Consider the following 19,113-nt stretch of genomic DNA (forward strand, 5'->3'; position numbering starts at 1 on the left):
TACCGCCCTGCCGCCTCGCCATGAAGCGCTCAGCGCGCTCCACTCACCCGCCAGATGATATTGCCGACATCGTCCGCCACCAGCAGTGCGCCGTCCTCGGCAATGGCCACACCCACCGGCCTGCCGAGCGCTTCGCCATCCTCGTTGACGAACCCGGTCAGCACATCGATCGGCTCACCGGCAGGCATGCCACCTTCGAACGGCACGAAGATCACCTTGTAGCCGCTGCGTGGCTTACGATTCCAGGAGCCGTGCTGGCCGACGAACATGCCGCTGGCGAAGCGTTCGGGCAAGGTGTTGCCCTCGGCCGACGTCAGCCCCAGCGAGGCGGTATGCGGCCCGAGGGCATAATCGGGGACGATGGCGCGCTCGACCAGTTCGGGGCGTTGCGGCTCGACCCGCTCGTCCACGTGCTGGCCGAAATAGCTGTACGGCCAGCCGTAGAAGCCGCCCTCCTGAACCGAGGTCATGTAATCCGGCACCAGATCGCTGCCCAGCATATCGCGCTCGTTGACCGCCACCCACAGCTCGCCGCTTTCTTCATCGTTCTCGGTCTGCCAGGCCATGCCGACCGGATTGCGCAGCCCCGAGGCATAAATGCGATGCTCGCCGGTGTCGGGATCGATTTCCCAAATGGCGGCGCGTCCCCGTTCGTTTTCCATGCCGTTTTCGCCCACATTGCTGTTCGAACCCACCCCCACATAGAGCTTGCTGCCGTCGGGGCTGGCGACCAGGCTCTTGGTCCAGTGGTGGTTGATCGGGCCGGCGGGCAGCTCGACGACCGTTTCGCCCGGCGCGGTGATCCGGGTCTGGCCCTCCTCGTAGGGAAAGCGCACCACGGCATCGGTATTGGCCACGTAGAAATCGTTGCCGACCAGCGCCATGCCGAAGGGCGAATGCAAGTCATCGAGGAATACCGAGCGCTGATCGGCCACGCCATCGGCGTCGGTATCGCGCAGCAGGGTGATGCGGTCGGCGCTCTTGCCGCCGGCACCGGCCTTCTTCATGAACCAGCCCATGACCCAGGCCTTGAGCCCGCCCGACTCCTTGGGTGGGCGATTGGTTTCGGCCACCAGCACATCGCCGTTGGGCAGCACATACAGCCAGCGCGGGTGATCGAGCCCATCGGCGAACGCCACCACTTCGGTGCCCGGCGCGGCCCGTGGCTTGCCGCCTTCGGGCCAGCCCGTGGCCGGGGCTATGTTCACCGTCGGGATCAATGACGTATTGGGCGGCGGCAATACGGGATCGGGACCGGTCCCGGCGGATATCGGTAGACGGGCCATATCGCCACAGGCGGTCAAGGTTAGCGCGAGGAATGTGAAAGCAGCCGGACGGTGCAGGGTCATAGCGATATCCTTTTCAAATCATCGTAGCACTCAACTCAGCTTACGTTAGCCGCTGGTGCCCATTGACCCGTCGCTTGAATACGCCCCAAGAACAGACCTGTCCCAGCGGCTGAAATCTTGTATGATCACCTTGTAACATTTCCACATTCGGAGCAGACAACACGATCGATCATTCTTACCAAGCCAGCACGGGAGGTTCTCATGAAGGTATACAGACCCGAATGGCAGTGCACGTTTAACGTAAACGAAGGCGTGGAAGAATCAGCCAGCTTCAAAGAGCGCATCGCCTGGCTTATCCGGGCATTCGCCGACAAGCTGGACGGTAGCGGAAGAACGATCACGATCGATTGCAACGTAACCCCTCAAGTCAGCCGCCAGGATGTCGATATCTGCCTGGGAAAAGGCTTTGAAGTAACCCAGAACCTGCTCACGCAATTCGCCCATCAGGCTGCCTGCGAATACGTTATGCGTGACGCCAAGGCAGAGCTTTTCGAAGAAGAGCAATGGTAATCGGGAATTGACGCACCTGTAGCGACCGTTAAAACGCTCCATCCGGCCCATTGGCGGATGGAGCGTTTTTAGTCAGGCAGGGCAAATTTCAAGTCATAAGACAAAGCCGGCCCGCCAACACCTCGGTTAGCGGGCCGGCGATGAGGCGATACGATCAGCCTTCTTTCACTCCCCTCTCGATCCGTGCACCGATCTCCGGATCGATATTCTTCCAGTACTCGAAGGCCCGCGACAGCACCGGCTCCTTAACGCCGCCCTTGAGGTGGCCGACGACGTTGGAAACCAAGCGAGCGCGCGCGTCCTCGTCCATGACCTTGTTGATCATCGTGTTGGCCTGGCCGAAGTCATCGTCATCCTGTCGCAGGGTGTAGGCGGCACGAACCATGTCGCCACTGGTTTCCCAGGTCGAATCGGCCGGGTAGCGCTCGCCATCGGCGCTCGGGCCGCCCTTGGAGTTGGGCGCGTACACCGGGTCCGAGACGTTGTTGATCCGCATCGCCCCGTCCTTGCTGTAGCTGTGCACCGGCACCTTGGGCGAGTTCACCGGGATCTGCTTGTAGTTGACGCCCAGGCGGTGGCGGTGGGCATCGGCGTAGGAGAAGACACGCCCGATCAGCATCTTGTCGGGGCTGATGCCGATACCCGGCACGAGGTTGTTGGGCTCGAATGCCGCCTGTTCGATCTCGGCATGGTAGTCCGTCGGGTTACGGTCCAGGGTCAGTCTGCCGACCTTGATCAGCGGGTAGTCGCCATGCGGCCACACCTTGGTCAGGTCGAACGGGTTGAAGCGATAGGTTTCGGCTTCCTTGAACGGCATGATCTGCATGTACAGCGTCCAGCTCGGGTGGTCGCCGCGCTCGATCGCATCATACAGGTCACGGGTATGGTAGTCGCCGTCTTCACCGGCCAGCCGGTCGGCCTCTTCCTGGGTGAGGCACTCGACGCCCTGATCGGTCTTGAAGTGGTACTTGACCCAGAACTTCTCGCCCTGCGCATTCGCCCACATGTAGGTATGGCTGGAATAGCCGTTCATGTGGCGCCAGGTCTTGGGAATGCCGCGATCGCCCATCAGCCAGGTGACCTGATGCGACGACTCCGGCGACAGCGTCCAGAAATCCCATTGCATGTCGTGGTCGCGCAGGTGATTATCCGCGCGGCGCTTCTGGGAACGAATGAAATGCTGGAACTTCATCGGATCGCGGACGAAGAACACCGGCGTGTTGTTGCCCACCATGTCGTAGTTGCCCTCGGACGTATAGAACTTGAGGGCAAAGCCGCGTGGATCGCGCCAGGTGTCGGGGCTGCCGCGCTCGCCGGCAACGGTGGAGAAGCGAATCACCGTCTCCGTCTTGGTGCCCGGCTGGAACACCGCAGCCTTGGTGTACTGGCTGACATCGTCGGTGACCTCGAAGTGGCCGAAGGCGCCGCCACCCTTGGCGTGGGGCTGGCGCTCGGGAATGCGCTCGCGGTTGAACATCGCCATCTGCTCGATCAGGTAGTGGTCGTGCAGAAGCAATGGGCCGTCGGGGCCGATGGATAGGGAATGTTCGTCGCTCGCGACCGGAATCCCGGCGTCGGTCGTCGTTGGCTTGCGATTGTCGCTCGTCACGGTGATCTCTCCCTGTGATGGCGTGGTGACAGGGCCACGCGCATTTTTCAAGCTGGCAGGTCGCGACCACGCAATCCGTTTGCGGCCTTGCGTGGCTGACGTTCACGGCGCATGCCTGAATAAACACTCACAGGAATATATAGTTAGAAAACACGATGACTGTCCAACGGCCGGCGGCGCGGATAAGGCGTCCGCTGCCCGCCCTGCATTGCGATACTTCGTGCCCAAGCCACGGCGCAAGAGCCGCAAGGCCCGTGTCATGGGAGCCTGCCGCTGACGGCCCGGCATCGTCATTCGATGGGCCATAGGGTCGGGTTATCCGACCCATCGGTAAATTTCATCGGGTTTCGAGACTCAAGAACGAGCAAGAATAAAAAGGCCAGCCGGTGGGTTTCAGGGCGAGAATCAGTTAAATGGGCTCTCGGTCTCATTCATCGTGGGTCTCGCTGGCCAGCATATTCATGATCAGGCGAATCATCGTCTCCTTGTTGGCCGGGTCGGACTCGGCCACCAGCAGAGTCAACGCCGCGAGCCCCACATCGTTGATTACCTGCCCACCCAGCGCATCGAACAGTCGATCATTGCGATACAGGAAGTCCACGAACAGCAAGGCCGCGCTGCGCTTGTTGCCATCGGCGAAAGGATGATTCTTGACCACGAAATAAAGCAGATGCGCCGCCTTGGATTCCACGCTGGGATAAGCCGGCTCGCCGAATACCGTTTGCTCGAGGTTACCCAGTAACGCATCGAAGCCATCGCCGCGTTCGCGGGCAAACAGCTCCGTGGCTTCACCACGTGCCATCAGTTCGGCCTTGAGTGTCGCCAGCGCCTTTCTCGCCTCGTCAATGCCTGGCAACTGACCGCCCGCTTGGACCTCCGGCTCGGTGAGCAGGCCTTCATCATAGCGTTGCAACAACAGAAAAGTCTGCGCATAACGGGCCACGATATCTACCAGCCCACGCCCGCTGTCGGTATCCAGCGCCGGGCTTTGCGCCGCCTTGCGCACCAGTGCCATGGCCGCTTCCAGCTCGTGGGCGTTGGCTTCGAAGCGTTGCCGGTCGAGCGTCCAGCCCTGGGTCAGGTGCTCGCGCAGGATGCGTGTAGCCCATTGGCGGAAACGGGTACCCTGGTGTGACTTGACTCGGTAACCTACGGATATAATCACATCCAGGCTATAGAGCTCGACCGGTTTGTCTGATTTTGCAATATGCATTTTTTGCATATTGCTTTCTCGCTCGAGTTCTCCCTCCTTAAAAACCTTGCCAAGGTGCCTAGAGATAACTGACTGATCTCGCCCGAATAACTGCACCATTTGGGATTGTGTCAGCCACACCGTATCCCGGCCCGCATCCAGCCGCACATCTACCGACCTGTCGGCATCCTCGTAAATGATAATGGGGTTGCCGCTATCTATAGTCATTCAACTCTCTCCTCCTTGAGCGCCAATCCAATTCAGTGTGGGCATGTGCTGTCTATTTCCGAATCGAGTGCTGAACAAGGATTGGTGCTGTATATAATTACAGCAGTATACATAGACTGGCATCGGCTTGCATCGTGTTCTGTAAAGCAGACAAACCGCCTCGGCTGGTTCTTGAGAACTAAAAAGCTCACGCTGACTCAACCAACCGTATCGCGCACCAAGTGTGTCACTCGCACATCCACGCTGACCGTTAGCGACTCCAATGACGCCACCCTCGCCCGCCCCTCGGCATTGGCGCGGTAGAGATGCGGTGTCATGCTCAGCAGATCGGCAATCTGCTGCGCACCGGTGAGTTCCAGTGGATAGCGAACGGTGTCGGTGGAAAGATGCGTGAAGCCCTGCGGTACCTGGGCATCGCCAGTGCGCTCCGGCTTCAAGGTGGGATAGATAATTTCGCGCAGCTCGCGCAGGTGATCCGGCCCGGCATCGACCTGTAGCAGCAAGCCACCCGGCTTCAGCACGCGGGCAAACTCGCTATATACAGGGAAGCCGAACAGGCACAGCAGGCGGTCGAGCGTACCCGGCTGCACCGGCAGGTTGGCGTTGCTGCCCACCACCCAGCTGGCGCGCTTGTCCTGCTTGGCCGCACAGAGCACCGCCCACTTGGAGATATCCAGCCCCAGCAGAGCCAGTGATTGCCCATCACGGGTCGCTTTCGCCAGCTCACGCAGGTAGTAGCCTTCCCCACAACCGGCATCGAGGCAGTTGGCCGTAGTATCGGCAGGTAGACCTGCCAGCACTGCCCGACTGAGCGCTTCGGCGATCGGCCGGTAATGGCCGGCATTGAGAAAGCGCTGACGCGCCGCCACCATCTCCTTGCTGTCACCCGGATCGCGTGAGCGCTTGTTCTGTACCGGCAACAGGTGCGTGTAGCCCTGGCGGGCGATATCGAAACTGTGGCCGGCGCTGCAGCGCCACACTGTGCCGCTTTGCTGCAACGGATCGCCGTCCAGCGGGCAGGCCAGCGCCTGAAAGGGTGTGATGCTCATGGTCGCCTTATTGGCTTGGGATGGATTTGGCACGCTCCGGTCGCTTGCCCTGGTACTGAATGCGCCGATGTCAGTCGGCCATGGGGGAGTCTGGTGGGTGACGCTGCTCCCTCCGCCAAGTCGCCGGCGGCGCGCCGAAGACGCGCTTGAATGCCTTGTTGAAGGAGGCCTCCGACTCATACCCCGCTTCCAGCGCGACTCGGGAAATGGAGGTCAACGACTCGCGCAAACGGCGTGCCGCCATCTTCATACGTAGCCTGGCCAGATAACGCATCGGAGGAATGCCCACCAGTTCCGTGAAACGCTCGGCGAAGGCCGACCGGGACAACCCGACCTGGCGCGCCAGCATTTCCGTCGTCCAGTGTTGCTCGGGATGGTCGTGCAGATGGGTCAACGCACGACTGACGAACGGATCGCGCAATCCGCCTAACCAGGCACGTTCCTCGGGCGGCAAGCCGGCAAGATAGCGCTGCACGGCCTCGATGAAGAGCAGTTCGGCAAGCCTGGCGAGAAAAGCCGGTGATCGCACATTCCCGGCGGCCAATTCATCGGCGGCAAAGCGGAAGGTGCTCTCGATCCACGACCCCGCCGCGCCCTCCGTCACATCGAACGTCATTACACTGGGCAGGATACCGATCAAGCTATCGCCCAGCATCTCGCTATGCAGGAAACCGCACAGCAGCCGCGTGGTTTCGCCACCACCACCGTATACGATTCGCCCCAGTTCACCGCCGATCATCGGTTGTATCAGGTGATCGACGCTGACAGGGGGACAGCCCATTTCACTACACAGGACATGCGGATCGTTACGCGGCAGGACCACGATGTGCCCCGCCGACGCCATCACCGGCACGTCCTGGTCCACCTGCAGCAGTAGCCGGCCGGCGCTGACGTAATGGTAAGCGAGGATTCTCTCGGGCATTGGGGTGAATGGCCGGCAGTCTTCTGGAGTGACCTGCGCCGCCACACACCACGGCGCCGTGAATTCTGCGTCGAGAAAGACGCCGCCAGTGAAGCGGATCATGCGCAGCACATCGAGCGCAGCATCCATCGATCAATACCTCCATCGCGGCGGATCGGACAACAACGCCGGCGCCTCAACCATTATCGCCCACCGCTCATCCAAGTAGTTTAGCAGCTTGATGAGTGGCCAGACCGCCGCCAGGCGTTCGACACCTCGTCGCCGTCACCCAACTCAAACGTACTGTGGAGTTCTGCCATGCTGACCGACCGTCAAGGAAATCCCCTTCCCGGCGCCACCGCCGAGACCCTGGAGCTTTACAACCGCTCTGTCGATGCCTTCAACCTTTACCGCGGCGACCCTGTCACGCCGCTGGATCAGGCCATCGAGGCAACCCCCGAATTCACCATGGCACGCATCGTCAGGGCCTATCTGCTTGCCCTGGCCACCGAGCCTAACGCCGCCGAGGCAGCCAGGGCCGACGTCGGTATCGCCAAAAACGCACGCCTGAATGACCGGGAGGCCTCTCATGTCGCCGCCCTCGACCACCTGCTGGCCGGCGAGTGGACTGCAGCAGGGATCGCGCTGGATCACCACAATATGCGCTACCCGCACGACCTGATGGCCCTGCAGGCAGGGCACCTGACGGACTTCTACCGAGCCAACACCCGCAATCTACGCGACCGCATCACTCGCGTGCTGCCCAAGTGGTCGCCCGACCTGCCGGCCTATTCGATCGTGCTGGGCCTGTACGCCTTCGGGCTGGAAGAGACCGGTGCCTATGCCCGGGCCGAGGACACCGGCCGGCAGGCACTGGAGCTCCAGCCACTGGACAGCTGGGCGCATCACGCCGTTGCCCACGTCATGGAGATGCAGGGCCGTGCCGAAGACGGTATCGGCTGGATGACGGTGCGTGAGCCCTACTGGTCGGGCGAGGACAATTTTTTCAAGGTCCACAACTGGTGGCACCTTGCCCTCTGCCACCTCGACCTGGGGCAAACACGCGACGCCCTGGCCCTCTATGACGGACCGATCCGACAGGACCGCAGCAGCATGGCGCTGGATATGGCCGACGCCTCGGCCCTGCTCTGGCGGCTGAGCCTAACCGGCCTGGATGTCGGCCAGCGCTGGCAGGAACTGGCGGAAGCCTGGGACAGACATGCCGACGGTAAGCTCTACCCCTTCAACGACTGGCACGCTGTCATGGCCTACCTGGGCGCCGGACGTGACGATCAAGTGGAGCGGTTGCTGACGCTGCTGCGCGATGCCGGTAGCGCCACGGAAACCTCGGCATGGGCCCGGCGTATCGGCCTGCCCCTGTCGGAAGGATTCACTGCATTCTGGCGCGGCGATTACGCCACCGCGATCGACCGCCTGCATCCGGCTCGCTTCATCGCCAACGGTTTCGGCGGTAGCCACGCCCAGCGAGACATCATCGACTGGACGCTGACGGAAGCCGCCCTGCGTGGCGGTTATCCTGACCTGGCCGAGGCATTGGCGAACGAGCGCCTGGCGATCAAGCCGCACAGTCCCCTGAACCGGGCATTTCTGAACCGGGCCAGTACCCCTGACCCCATTGGAAGACAGGTCGCATGAGGTGATGACTCCTAAAGCGACGAGTTGAAGCGCCCCAGCGACTGCTGAGGGAGGGGCCGTCGATAGGGGCAATGCCTCACCTGGAAGGCGTGGCATTGTCCTTATAGTGGATTCTCAAGCATGTAATCCCAGTTGGTGGCCAGGGAGCGGCGGGAGGTGGGAATGACGAGATGAGGGGACGGGCTTTCGCCCCGTCCCGGCAGGCCCGAGAAACGCCCGCCGGGTGGCACTGCCCGGCGGACATTGGGCCTACTGCGAAGCAGCCAAACGACAGCACTCGCGCACCGCGTTCATGCCCTCAGCTTCGTTAACCATCTCCAAACCTGCGCCACCGACGAATACGCCCATCTTGATGTATTGCTCGACGAAGTAATTCTCGCCGGCGTCGGCCACAAACGAGAGCGAGTTATCACTGAACTCAGACTCCGTCGACAAGCTGTGCTCACCCGGTTCGACCACTTCGTAGAAATAAACACCATTGGCTGTTTCACCGAGAAGCTTGCCATCCAGGGAAATCGTTTTCTTCAGTGCCTTTCCCATGAAACTGTCACGGTAAACATACAACCCGGCCATATCCTGCGGCGGCGTGGGGAACTTCTTCAGTGCCAGATCCTCTTCGCTGGACCCCATCGGTACCGAAGCGCATCCCGAGACGACCAGCGCCGCCAACAGCAAGATCCCTGCGATCACATTCCTGAACATCAAAGGTTTCCTTTATTCGTTTTAGTCATTTCTTGTAACGCGTTGCGGCGCACCCGTTGCGGCACGCCACATTGAGGTATCGGCAAGGAGCGAAGGTTATTTAGTAAATTTGAATTATAAAAACAAGTGATTGACTACGGCCTGTATGGCAAGCCGAGTGGGGCCTAGCTGACGCTGGGCCTAGAAAAACAAAAGCCCGACGGTATCGAGGCAATCGATTAACCGCCGGGCCTTGGGGAGTGAAACCTTACTTCTGTGATTCGAGCTTATCCTGCGTCCGCAACTCGAAGTCGCTGGCGTCGTGGCGCTCGTGCAACTGTTCATGCGGCTCGCCGAAGGTGCGATTGACCATGCGCCCGCGCTTCACCGCCGGGCGAGCATCGATCTCGTTGGCCCAGCGCTGCACGTTTTCGTAGGTCTGCACCTGCAGGAACTCGGCGGCATCGTAGAGCCGGCCCAGCGCCAGCTGGCCGTACCAGGCCCAGTTGGCGATATCCGCGATGGTATATTCGTCGCCGGCCAGATAGCGCGTCTCGGCCAGGCGCCGGTCGAGCACGTCGAGCTGGCGCTTGGTCTCCATGGTGAAGCGGTCGATGGGGTACTCCATCTTCTCGGGCGCATAGGCGTAGAAGTGGCCGAACCCGCCACCGAGATACGGAGCGCTACCCATCTGCCAGAACAGCCAGTTGAGCGCTTCGGTGCGTGCGGCGTGGTCACGCGGCAGAAAGGCGCCAAACTTCTCGGCGAGATATAAAAGAATCGCGCCGGACTCGAACACCCGCGTCGGCTCGGGCGTGCCGTGGTCCATCAGCGCCGGAATCTTGGAGTTGGGGTTGACCCCGACGAAGCCGCTGCCGAACTGATCGCCGTCGCCGATTCTGATCGGCCAGGCGTCGTATTCGGCATCGAATCCCTGGGCGAGCAGCTCCTCGAACATCACGCCGACCTTCACGCCATTGGGCGTGGCCAGCGAGTAGAGCTGGAACGGATGCTTGCCGACCGGCAGTTCCTTGTCGTGGGTCGGCCCGGCGACGGGGCGGTTGATGCTGGCGAACTGGCCACCGCTCTCCTTCTCCCAGGTCCAGACCTTTGGGGGTGTGTAGTCGCTATCCTGACTCATGCAGCCTCCTGAACGGATCGATGGCGGGCGGGCCGAGACATGCCGGTGACGCTCGGCCGGCGCGCGTGCCAGGAAAAGATAGCGTGTTAAAGATTCAAGTTCGAGGATAAGGTATCGTGTTATCCAGGAACTCGATGAGACAAGGAACCCGGCTGGATCCCCATGATCGTCATTCACCGCGACACTCACACCACTCAGCCAGCGATCCGCTCCCAAGCTCGTGACAGCGGCTCACCCGCTAGCCGGGCGCCTCGCCACGCATGAGCGACACCCGCCTTTTCCGCTCGTTGCGGATCTATAACTACCGAGTGTGGGCTGCCGGCGCGCTGGTCTCCAATATCGGCACCTGGATGCAGCGCGTCGCCCAGGACTGGCTGGTGCTGACCGTACTCACCGATCACAATGCCAGTGCCGTCGGTATCACCATGGCGTTGCAGTTCGGACCGCAATTGCTACTGCTACCGCTGACCGGCTATGCCGCCGATCATTGCGATCGCCGCCGCCTGATCATGCTGACTCAGGCGCTGCTCGGCCTGCTGGCGTTGGGGCTCGGGCTGGTGACCGTGACCGGCGTGGTCACGCTGTGGCAGGTCTATGCCTTCGCGCTGGGGCTGGGTTGCGTCACCGCCTTCGATGCCCCGGCGCGTCAGACATTCGTCAACGACCTGGTTGGCGAGAGGCACCTGTCCAATGCGGTGGCGCTCAACTCCACCTCGTTCAACAGCGCCCGCATGGTCGGCCCCGCCGTGGCCGGCCTGCTGATCGCCGCCATCGGCACCGGCTGGGTGTTTCTGATCAATGCCGTGTCCTTCGCCACCGTGCTCGGGTCGCTGTGCCTGTTGCGCGTCCAGGAGCTGCACACCACGCTACGCCCGGCACGCAAAGCCGGCGGCCTGACCGAAGGCTTCCGCTACGTGTGGCGGCGTCGCGACTTGAAGGCCATTTTGCTAATGCTCTTCCTGATCGGGACCTTCGGCTTCAATTTCCCGATTTATATCTCCACCATGTCGGTGAGTGTCTTCCATGGCGATGCCGGTCAGTATGGCTTGCTGACCTCCTGCCTGGCGGTCGGCTCGGTGATCGGAGCGTTAATGGCCGCCAAACGCGACCGCCCGCACATGCGGCTGCTGTGCCTCTCGACCCTATGCTTCGGCACCTTCTGCGGATTGGCCGCACTCGCCCCCAACGAAGTTTGGTTTGCCGTTGCACTGATGCTGACCGGCCTTTCCGCGCTGACGTTCAACACCGCCGCCACGGCGCTCATGCAGCTCTCCACGGAACCGACGATGCGCGGTCGCATCATGGCCCTGCGCATCGCCATCACCATGGGCGGCACGCCCATCGGCGCCCCCATCGTCGGTTGGCTTGCCGATTACGCCGGTCCGCGCTGGGCCATGGCCGTCGCCGCCGCGTCCGGCATCGGCGCCGCTGCAGTCGCCGCGCGGCTGATGATCCGGCAGCGTCGGGCGCGCTCCCGCGACGAGTAACTTGGCAGGCCCTCTACACTCCTATAAGAACGCCGCCGGTTTCTGCCGGCGGCGTGGACTTACCTGGGAGCGGGTCACGTTCTCTTAGGCGGCAACCCCATCTTCTCCAGCGTCAGCGTTTCATCGGCGCGCCCCCAGCCGCCATCGGCGACTTCCTCCACCAACACCACGGTGTAGGGGCGCACCTCCTCGCCGAAATACTCGACGAACATGGCGGTGGTGCGATGGATGATCTCTTCCTTGCGGGCATGATCGAGAATGCCCTCGGGGAATTTGTAGTTGGCAAATGGCATGAATCTCTCCTCGGCTCGAAGCGTTCGGGCACAAGCGGTTGCAGGTCGGGTGCGCTTATACCATGCCGCCGTTGACGCGCAGGATCTGACCATTGACCCAACGACCCTGCGATCCGGCCAGAAACGCCACGGCATCGGCGATCTCCTCGGGTTGGCCCAGGCGCTCGAACGGTGACATAGCGGCGATCTTCGCGACCTGCTCATCGCTTTTTCCCGCGAAGAACAGCTCGGTGGCGACCGGGCCCGGCGCCACGGCGTTGACGGTGATCTCGCGGCCACGCAGCTCGTTGGCCAGTACCTTGACCAGCCCTTCGACGCCCGCCTTGCTGGCGATATAGGCCCCGTAACCGGGGAACGACTTGCCCAACACCGACGACGAGAGCGCGATGATGCGCCCGCCCTCGCCCAGAGTCTCGGCAGCTTTTGCCATCACCAGCCAGCTACCGCGCAGATTGGTCGAAAGCGTGCGATCAAAAGATTCGAGGTTGTCGGTCGTGATATTTGCCATCTGCATGACACCGGCGCTATTGACCACCACATCGAGGCGCCCGAAGGCTTCCCGCGTGGCAGTAAACAGATGCTCGACTGCCGCCGCATCGGCGACGTCACCCTGCACCGCCAGCGCGCGGCCGCCAGTGGCCTCGATCTCGGCCACCGTCTCGTTGGCGCGCTCGGTGTTACCGGCGTAGTTGACGGTGATAGCGAAACCATCGGCCGCCAGTTTCAGGGCAACGGCACGACCGATCCCGCGGGATGCACCGGTGACGATGGCGACTCTTTCATTGGCTTGACGCATGTCTTGGTTCCTTCTCGATGGGGTGGGATGCGGGAGCCAGTATCGCGATTCATTTGGGATAAATAATCACTGCTATACTGACAACACCATTCAACCAGCCATAACAATAGCTATGGACCGCTTCGATGCACTGACGCTCTTTACCCGGATCGTCGAGACCAGCAGCTTCACCCGCGCCGCCAACGGCCTGAACATTCCCCGAGCCACCGCCACGCTGGCAATTCAGCAGATGGAAGCACGACTGGGCGCACGGCTGCTGGCGCGCACGACCCGCCAGGTGCATCCGACGCCAGAGGGCCAGGCCTTTTACGAGCGCTGCGTGCAGGTACTGGCCGACCTGGAAGAGGCCGAAGCGGTGCTCAAACCCGTAGCCGCCAATCCGAGCGGGGTATTACGGGTCGAGCTACACGGCGCACACGCCCAACGGATCGTGCTGCCGCGCATCCGCGAATTTCGTAGCCGCTATCCTGAACTCGAGCTGGTGATCACCAGCGGCGATCGGCGAGTCGACCTGGTGGGCGAAGGCATCGACTGTGCGCTTCGCGGAGGCACACCCAATGACTCCAGCCTGGTCGCGCGCAAGCTGGTCGATCTGCCCCAGGTCATCTGCGCCAGCCCCGACTACCTCAGCCGCTTTGGCACGCCCCGGCACCCCGAAGAACTCGGCGAGCATCAGGTAGTGCGCTTCTTCTCCGGCAACACAGCGGTGGACAGCACGCTGGACGTGATGGTGGATGGATCGCCGCAAGCCTTCGCTACCGGCGGCTGGATGACGGTCAACGATGCCACGAGCTACGTCGTCTGCGCGCAGCAAGGGTGTGGGCTGATTCAGCTACCGCGCTTTCATGTGGAGGCGGCGCTGAACAGGGGCGAACTGGTGGAAGTGCTGCCCGAATGGGACAAGCCGACGCTGCCGCTGTGGGTGGTCTACCCGCAGCGGCGACAGCTCTCGCCGCGGGTGCGCGTGTTCATCGACTGGGTAGCAGCGGTTTATGAAGCGCGATTTGGCACCAACCGCCCAACGGCCTCCGCGCCGCGCGTCACACCCGCCTCGCGGAAATCACGCTAACTCTGGTGATGGCCTGGCGCGACAACTCGGCGATCGCCTAGTGCTTACCGTCGACAAGGGCTTATCGGCCCTGATCGCGCTCAACGAATCGTCTCCGTGGAAAGGGGCGATCGCTGGTGGCCTTCATTGGGGCTCACCGGCACCGTTGTCGAGTGGATGTTTGGGCCTTTCGCCGCGCGCGATATCGTGTTCGCTGATGACCGTTACCTCTCTCGGCCACCACTCAGGGTGGTTGTCCCGAATGAAGACCATCAGCCTCTCCCGGACATTCATTTCAGCGACCCAGCCGGCGAAGGGATCCGATGTCATGAGATAGCAAACGACCATCTGGGCTCTCTCGGTTTGCCCCGTTACATAACACGACAGCTTGTGGTGTTCGATGACGTTGTCTTCTTCCTTCGCATACTCCAGGAACTTTCCTCTCAGGCACTGGATATCGGCGCTCAAGTGAAGGGTCATCTCCAGGCTTCTGTACTCCTTCGTACTCTTGATTGACAGGTTCTCGAAGGGTCTGGAGACGAAGTACGTGACCGGCACGATCAAGCGCCGTTCATTCCAGGCTCGCAAGCGGATGAACGTATAGAAGATGCCCTCCACATAGCACCATTGACCTTCGAACATCACCAGGTCGCCAATGCGTATGGACTTCGCCAACGACAACTGAAACGAAGAGAGGATATTACCCAGTACGGCCTGGCCTGCAATCCCCACCAGCACCGTCAGGACACTGGCCGACGCCAGGAGGGATATCCCCAGCGTCTCGAAGAGCTGGATCTGACTCAGCACATATATCGAAACCGCGGTCACCGTGACCAGGATGATGAGCCGACGTGCCGCGTAGAGTGTCGTCAGTAACCTACGCTCGTCCTGGGGCTTGGTGTCATCGATCTGCCCCAAAAGACGCCGCGTCAGTCTCAGCATGAGGGTGTCCACGAGGCGAAGCGCGATCGTACCGGCTCCCCAGGCCAGAATGGCAATCAACAGCACCCGGAAGGAGGTGGTTGCCACGGCCGAGAAGGATACCGCATAGCCGAGCACCGCCTGGGTCACCAGTGACATGACCACGAGCACCACGGGCCCCCTGATCCGGCCGACGAAAATGCTGGGTGCACCGGAAGGCAGCCAGTGTGTCGTCCACCCGACCAGCCAGTAGATTCCCCACCCCATCAGACCAATCACCAGCAGGAAAATCGGAATGGCTAACCATTCCCAGATCTTGAGCATCCCGAACGAGCCCTTGAAACGCTCCGGGATATATTTCTCCAATAACGAGGGACCATATTCCTCATAGAGCACTGGGATAAACGACACGCTGTCCGACATGATCAGCCAGACCGGCTCCTGACCGCCCACCCGATACCGGCCCAGACGAATGTCATAGGTTTCGCCCTTGGCCGTGAGCGATGCCAGCTTGAGGTTCCGGCGCGGCTCTCCTACCTGGGGGTGCTGACCCGACGGGTCTTCGATGGCGGCATCCTGGCGTCCCGAGAGACTGGAAGCGTTGAGCCACTCGCCACGCTTGAGGATTTCGGACAATTGCCTGGCCAACTGGCCCCCTCGCTCTCGCTGCTCCGCCGGGGTCAGCTCGGAAAGGTTGAGAACATGCGCCGCCGCCGCGAAGTCCTTGTTTTCGGTTAGCTCCAGGAAACTTCGGATCGTCTCCCTGGGCGTTATTCGCTTGACCGTCTCGGGGGCCTCGCCCAACCCTGCGTTAAGCGATTCGACGGAGAACCAGCGCGTCTCGTCGCCCTGCGTTTGCGCCACACACAGACTGCAAAACGTGAACGCTACTGCGGCCACCAGCCACAGTCGCCATGAGCCAATTTTCTTCATATGTCCGTTACCGATTCAGTGGGTCATCCATGTATTCCACTACCACCGGATCGATCCCGATCCGGCCGGGCCTGCCCCTGACATCAGGCTACCGGGTCAGTGGCTGCTCGCAGTACAGCGTACCCGCTATTGGCTCGTCCAGTTCTTGGGAATGGTGGCAGGACGGGCCGCACCGCTTAACGACCGCAATTTTCGCAAAAGCGTCTTTAAAGCTATTGTTGCGGATGTTCTGAAACAGACAGACTTTGTGTCATTGATCCCCGTAGAGCCTCCAGCAAGATTCTTGTTATCGCTGATTGGTGCCGGATACGGGGATAAAGCAGAACAATGGGTACTTCCCGCAATGGGTAGTGTTCAAGTACACGAACTAGCTCACCATTATCGATGTACGGCCTTGCCATCCGTTCTGGAACCGAACAGATGCCCAGGCCCTGCAGACAAGCTCCCAGACTGGCATTGATGCTGCCTGCTGCAATCCGCCAACTGCAGCGATAAACCGTTCCGTCCGCAAAATGCCAATGGTTGCGTCGAGCAGCGGCAACGATCGTGGGAAATCCGTCCAGGTCGGCAACAGTTTTCGGCAGTGTTCGCTTTTGTAGGCATTCTGGTGTCGCAACCAACGTCTGCGATGCACTGCCCAGCGTTCTCCCTATCAGCTCCGAATCCTCCGGCTCGCCTAGACGAATAGCGAAATCGACCCCCTCCTTCACGATATCCACCAGTTCATCGCCCAATACCAAGTCGAAACGGAGACCGGGGTAGGATTTGGTCAGACTCCAAATCGCTGGAGCCAGAAAGTTCTCACCAAACATCACTGATGTGCTGATACGAATCAGGCCTGTGGGCAAAGCCTGGTCTTCGCGGATTTCCGTCAGGGCTTCTTCCGCATCATGTACGAGGCCACTGACGCGCTGAAAATGGCGTTGCCCTGTATCCGTAAGCGACAGCGCTCTGGTTGAACGACGAAACAGTGTCGTATGAAGCGCATCTTCGTAGGCCCTCAGGCGTCGGCTTATGGTCGCTTTCGGCAGGTTCAAGCGCTTGCCTGCGGCGGTCATCGAACCCGTTTCAGCCACGGCCACGAAAACTGCCATGCCATTCATATTCATAGGCGACTGTCTCAATAAAGCAACAATTGCGTCTCAAATCCAGCACTTATGTTCCACATTCTAGCGCTATAAGCTGTATATCTCTTCATTCTGCTTTTGTAAGGAGAAGACCATGAAGGATCGCAAACAGACAATTGTCGTAGTGGGAGCCTCGGGCCAACAGGGCCAAGGCGTGGTTGATGAACTGAAAGCCGACGGCGCGTTTCAAGTGCGGGCCATAACACGACAACCCGAACGTTACCGTGGAATGGCAGATGAGGTGATATATGCCGATCTCGATCGGCCGGAAAGTCTGAGCAAAGCCTTCCGGGGCGCTTACGGCGTCTATGCCGTCACTAACGCCTGGCAATCGGGTACCGATGAAATCGCCCAGAGTCGTGCCATGATAGCCGCTGCCAAAGAGAATGGCGTCAGACACTTTGTTTGGTCGACCTTGCCCAACGTAGAAAAGATCAGCAGGGGTCGCTTTGACGTACCCCACTTCACCAACAAAGCCAGAATGGACAAGGAAGTCGCCGCCGCCGGCTTTCGTTATCACAGCTATGTTATGCCAGCATTCTATTACCAGAACTTCATCCAGAATCTGGCAGCACGCCCTCAACCAGACGGCTCACAAGGCTGGTCCCTGCCCATCAGTCCGGATGCGGCTATCGATATGGCGGATATTGGAGAGCTGGGAAAACTGGTGGCCGCGGTATTTCGTCATCCCGAAGAAACGGGACAAGGCGTTTACCTGCTCCATGTGGGAAGCCAGGTCAGCTTCAACGACATCATCGGCGGGTTCAAGCAACAAGGAATAGAGCTGACGTTCTCTCAGGTACCGGTGGAGTCCTTTGCGAAGGTCGTCCCCGGCGGCCATGAGCTGGCACAGATGTTCGCCTGGTTCGAGGCGCATGGCTATTTCGGCGACTATACGCGGGAACGCGCATTGGCAGCGACGCTCATGGGACAAGCACCAACTGAGTTCTTTGAGTGGGCAAAGAGCAACCTGAAGCTCGAAAGGAAAAATGATGAAAGGGCCTGATATGGTGGCCATTGCCGTTGACGGGGCTCGGCGTCGCGCTGTTGCTCGAACGACTCACCGGGCTCGACACGTCGCCCGGACTCTATTTCCCGTATCAGCTACTCGATTCGCAGCGCTATTTCGACCGCTTCCAGCACGCTGGCGGAGAAATCCTGACGTTGGAGGTGCTGTGACGTCTAAAGATACCGCTCGCCCCTCTCACTTTCGGCATCACCACGATAGGCTGATCGACATGACGGTATTAGCGAACGCCTTGCCTACCCACCGCAACAGGGATCGGCGACATTGAATCAACTACTCGCCATGCGGGCTTTCGTCCGCGTCGTCGAAACGGGCTCTTTCAGCCAGGCTGCCAATCATCTGGTGCTGCCGCGCTCGACGGTGAGCAAGCTGGTGTCCGACCTGGAGAGCCATCTCGGCATCAAGCTGCTGAACCGCACCACGCGCGCGGTGGCGGCGACAGCGGACGGGCTGGCGTACTATCCGCGTGCCGCGCAGCTAATCAGCGAGTTGGATGCGATGGATAGCGACATGCGGGGCAACAAACTCAAGCCCAGCGGCCACTTGCGTGTCGATGCGCCCTCCACCTTCGCGACCAGCCTGTTGATACCGGCCCTGGCGGACTTTCAGCGCGAGTACCCTGATATCAGCGTGGCGCTGGGCATCAGCGATCGGGCGGTGAATCTCGTCGGCGAAGGCGTGGACTGCGTGATTCGCGCCGGCCGGCTCGACGAACTGTCGATGGTCGGGCGCCACCTTATCGAACTGGATTACGTGACCTGCGCGGCGCCGGGCTATCTCGAACGCCGGGGAATGCCATTGCACCCCAACGCGCTCGACATCGACCACACGCGACTCGGCTACTTCATCGCGGCGACAAACAAACTGATGCCGCTGGCATTCGAGAAGGGAGATGAGCGATTCACGATGAGCGAGAGCGACTACGCCGCCAACGATGGCAACGGCCTGATGGCGATGCTGCTCGCCGGGCTCGGCGTCGGGCAGCACTTCAAGCGCTGCTTACAGCCGCATCTCGATTCCGGCGAACTGGTACCGGTGCTAACAGAGTGGAGCCGCCCAAGCATGCCGTTCCACATCCTCTACCCGCCCAACCGACACCAGAGCGCCAGATTGAAGGTCTTCATCGAGTGGCTACTGGCGACCTTCGAAGACTAGCCAGCCAAAC

At 60.8% G+C, this 19,113-nt stretch carries 18 protein-coding genes; 7 read left to right on the top strand and 11 right to left on the bottom strand.

Features of this window, described 5'->3' with window-relative positions; genetic code table 11:
- Positions 1-29: 29 nt before the first annotated feature.
- The gene (locus tag BLR92_RS07465; protein WP_089727118.1) at positions 30-1,349 is read right to left on the bottom strand and encodes a PQQ-dependent sugar dehydrogenase; all 1,320 of its coding nucleotides are present in this window, start codon (positions 1,347-1,349) and stop codon (positions 30-32) included.
- A 201-nt stretch (positions 1,350-1,550) separates the two neighbouring features.
- Between BLR92_RS07465 and BLR92_RS07470 the strand changes: the two genes are divergently transcribed.
- Complete coding sequence (locus BLR92_RS07470) at positions 1,551-1,859, top strand: hypothetical protein (RefSeq protein ID WP_089727120.1); 309 nt, start codon at positions 1,551-1,553, stop codon at positions 1,857-1,859.
- Between the two features lie 154 nt (positions 1,860-2,013).
- Here BLR92_RS07470 and BLR92_RS07475 read toward each other — a convergent pair whose 3' ends face one another.
- The 4 genes from BLR92_RS07475 to BLR92_RS07490 all read right to left on the bottom strand — a co-directional run bounded on the left by BLR92_RS07475 (position 2,014) and on the right by BLR92_RS07490 (position 6,988).
- A complete protein-coding gene (locus BLR92_RS07475; RefSeq protein ID WP_089727122.1) occupies positions 2,014-3,468 on the bottom strand; it encodes a catalase in 1,455 nt (484 codons plus the stop codon).
- Positions 3,469-3,895: 427 nt separating this feature from the next.
- Positions 3,896-4,690: a type II toxin-antitoxin system death-on-curing family toxin gene (gene rhuM / locus BLR92_RS07480; protein WP_217636550.1), complete on the bottom strand. Its 795-nt coding sequence runs from the start codon at positions 4,688-4,690 to the stop codon at positions 3,896-3,898.
- Positions 4,691-5,085: 395 nt separating this feature from the next.
- Positions 5,086-5,937, bottom strand: a complete 852-nt coding sequence (locus BLR92_RS07485; protein ID WP_089727126.1) for a putative RNA methyltransferase — start codon at positions 5,935-5,937, stop codon at positions 5,086-5,088.
- Positions 5,938-6,007: 70 nt separating this feature from the next.
- Positions 6,008-6,988, bottom strand: coding sequence for an AraC family transcriptional regulator (locus BLR92_RS07490; protein WP_089727128.1), 981 nt, complete (start codon positions 6,986-6,988; stop codon positions 6,008-6,010).
- A gap of 168 nt (positions 6,989-7,156) precedes the next feature.
- Here BLR92_RS07490 and BLR92_RS07495 point away from each other — a divergent pair, with 168 nt between their 5' ends.
- Positions 7,157-8,494, top strand: coding sequence for a tetratricopeptide repeat protein (locus BLR92_RS07495; RefSeq protein WP_089727130.1), 1,338 nt, complete (start codon positions 7,157-7,159; stop codon positions 8,492-8,494).
- 249 nt (positions 8,495-8,743) lie between these two features.
- Here the strand turns inward: BLR92_RS07495 and BLR92_RS07500 are convergent, their stop codons facing one another.
- Together BLR92_RS07500 and yghU are read right to left on the bottom strand one after the other, a co-directional pair.
- Positions 8,744-9,196, bottom strand: a complete 453-nt coding sequence (locus BLR92_RS07500) for a DUF2846 domain-containing protein (RefSeq protein ID WP_089727132.1) — start codon at positions 9,194-9,196, stop codon at positions 8,744-8,746.
- A 247-nt stretch (positions 9,197-9,443) separates the two neighbouring features.
- Positions 9,444-10,316, bottom strand: a complete 873-nt coding sequence (gene yghU, locus BLR92_RS07505; RefSeq protein WP_089727134.1) for a glutathione-dependent disulfide-bond oxidoreductase — start codon at positions 10,314-10,316, stop codon at positions 9,444-9,446.
- Positions 10,317-10,576: 260 nt separating this feature from the next.
- On the opposite strand from yghU, the gene BLR92_RS07510 reads away from it, so the two are divergent.
- The gene (locus tag BLR92_RS07510) at positions 10,577-11,803 is read left to right on the top strand and encodes an MFS transporter (RefSeq protein ID WP_089727136.1); all 1,227 of its coding nucleotides are present in this window, start codon (positions 10,577-10,579) and stop codon (positions 11,801-11,803) included.
- Between the two features lie 74 nt (positions 11,804-11,877).
- Here BLR92_RS07510 and BLR92_RS07515 read toward each other — a convergent pair whose 3' ends face one another.
- Together BLR92_RS07515 and BLR92_RS07520 are read right to left on the bottom strand one after the other, a co-directional pair.
- Positions 11,878-12,096, bottom strand: coding sequence for a tautomerase family protein (locus BLR92_RS07515; RefSeq protein WP_089727138.1), 219 nt, complete (start codon positions 12,094-12,096; stop codon positions 11,878-11,880).
- 55 nt (positions 12,097-12,151) lie between these two features.
- Positions 12,152-12,892 (bottom strand): SDR family oxidoreductase, encoded by a 741-nt coding sequence (locus tag BLR92_RS07520; RefSeq protein ID WP_089727140.1) that lies wholly within the window; start codon positions 12,890-12,892, stop codon positions 12,152-12,154.
- A 112-nt stretch (positions 12,893-13,004) separates the two neighbouring features.
- On the opposite strand from BLR92_RS07520, the gene BLR92_RS07525 reads away from it, so the two are divergent.
- Complete coding sequence (locus BLR92_RS07525; protein ID WP_089727142.1) at positions 13,005-13,961, top strand: LysR family transcriptional regulator; 957 nt, start codon at positions 13,005-13,007, stop codon at positions 13,959-13,961.
- 123 nt (positions 13,962-14,084) lie between these two features.
- Here the strand turns inward: BLR92_RS07525 and BLR92_RS07530 are convergent, their stop codons facing one another.
- Together BLR92_RS07530 and BLR92_RS07535 are read right to left on the bottom strand one after the other, a co-directional pair.
- Positions 14,085-15,794: a mechanosensitive ion channel family protein gene (locus BLR92_RS07530; protein ID WP_089727144.1), complete on the bottom strand. Its 1,710-nt coding sequence runs from the start codon at positions 15,792-15,794 to the stop codon at positions 14,085-14,087.
- A 212-nt stretch (positions 15,795-16,006) separates the two neighbouring features.
- Positions 16,007-16,903, bottom strand: a complete 897-nt coding sequence (locus BLR92_RS07535) for a LysR family transcriptional regulator (RefSeq protein ID WP_089727146.1) — start codon at positions 16,901-16,903, stop codon at positions 16,007-16,009.
- Positions 16,904-17,015: 112 nt separating this feature from the next.
- On the opposite strand from BLR92_RS07535, the gene BLR92_RS07540 reads away from it, so the two are divergent.
- The 3 genes from BLR92_RS07540 to BLR92_RS07545 all read left to right on the top strand — a co-directional run bounded on the left by BLR92_RS07540 (position 17,016) and on the right by BLR92_RS07545 (position 19,103).
- The gene (locus tag BLR92_RS07540; RefSeq protein ID WP_089727148.1) at positions 17,016-17,927 is read left to right on the top strand and encodes an NmrA/HSCARG family protein; all 912 of its coding nucleotides are present in this window, start codon (positions 17,016-17,018) and stop codon (positions 17,925-17,927) included.
- Positions 17,928-17,938: 11 nt separating this feature from the next.
- Positions 17,939-18,100, top strand: coding sequence for a hypothetical protein (locus BLR92_RS19550; protein ID WP_175488751.1), 162 nt, complete (start codon positions 17,939-17,941; stop codon positions 18,098-18,100).
- A 112-nt stretch (positions 18,101-18,212) separates the two neighbouring features.
- A complete protein-coding gene (locus BLR92_RS07545) occupies positions 18,213-19,103 on the top strand; it encodes a LysR family transcriptional regulator (RefSeq protein WP_089727150.1) in 891 nt (296 codons plus the stop codon).
- Positions 19,104-19,113 lie beyond the last annotated feature (10 nt).

It is taken from the genome of Modicisalibacter muralis (assembly GCF_900102945.1).
Classification (GTDB): Bacteria; Pseudomonadota; Gammaproteobacteria; order Pseudomonadales; family Halomonadaceae; genus Modicisalibacter; species Modicisalibacter muralis.

Coding starts and splice junctions, on each gene's coding strand:
- BLR92_RS07465 (WP_089727118.1), bottom strand. CDS start 1,349: ATGACCCTGCACCGTCCGGCTGCTTTCACATTCCTCGCGCTAACCTTG.
- BLR92_RS07470 (WP_089727120.1), top strand. CDS start 1,551: ATGAAGGTATACAGACCCGAATGGCAGTGCACGTTTAACGTAAACGAA.
- rhuM (WP_217636550.1), bottom strand. CDS start 4,690: ATGCAAAAAATGCATATTGCAAAATCAGACAAACCGGTCGAGCTCTAT.
- BLR92_RS07485 (WP_089727126.1), bottom strand. CDS start 5,937: ATGAGCATCACACCCTTTCAGGCGCTGGCCTGCCCGCTGGACGGCGAT.
- BLR92_RS07490 (WP_089727128.1), bottom strand. CDS start 6,988: ATGGATGCTGCGCTCGATGTGCTGCGCATGATCCGCTTCACTGGCGGC.
- BLR92_RS07495 (WP_089727130.1), top strand. CDS start 7,157: ATGCTGACCGACCGTCAAGGAAATCCCCTTCCCGGCGCCACCGCCGAG.
- BLR92_RS07500 (WP_089727132.1), bottom strand. CDS start 9,196: ATGTTCAGGAATGTGATCGCAGGGATCTTGCTGTTGGCGGCGCTGGTC.
- yghU (WP_089727134.1), bottom strand. CDS start 10,316: ATGAGTCAGGATAGCGACTACACACCCCCAAAGGTCTGGACCTGGGAG.
- BLR92_RS07510 (WP_089727136.1), top strand. CDS start 10,577: ATGAGCGACACCCGCCTTTTCCGCTCGTTGCGGATCTATAACTACCGA.
- BLR92_RS07515 (WP_089727138.1), bottom strand. CDS start 12,096: ATGCCATTTGCCAACTACAAATTCCCCGAGGGCATTCTCGATCATGCC.
- BLR92_RS07520 (WP_089727140.1), bottom strand. CDS start 12,892: ATGCGTCAAGCCAATGAAAGAGTCGCCATCGTCACCGGTGCATCCCGC.
- BLR92_RS07525 (WP_089727142.1), top strand. CDS start 13,005: ATGGACCGCTTCGATGCACTGACGCTCTTTACCCGGATCGTCGAGACC.
- BLR92_RS07530 (WP_089727144.1), bottom strand. CDS start 15,794: ATGAAGAAAATTGGCTCATGGCGACTGTGGCTGGTGGCCGCAGTAGCG.
- BLR92_RS07535 (WP_089727146.1), bottom strand. CDS start 16,903: ATGAATATGAATGGCATGGCAGTTTTCGTGGCCGTGGCTGAAACGGGT.
- BLR92_RS07540 (WP_089727148.1), top strand. CDS start 17,016: ATGAAGGATCGCAAACAGACAATTGTCGTAGTGGGAGCCTCGGGCCAA.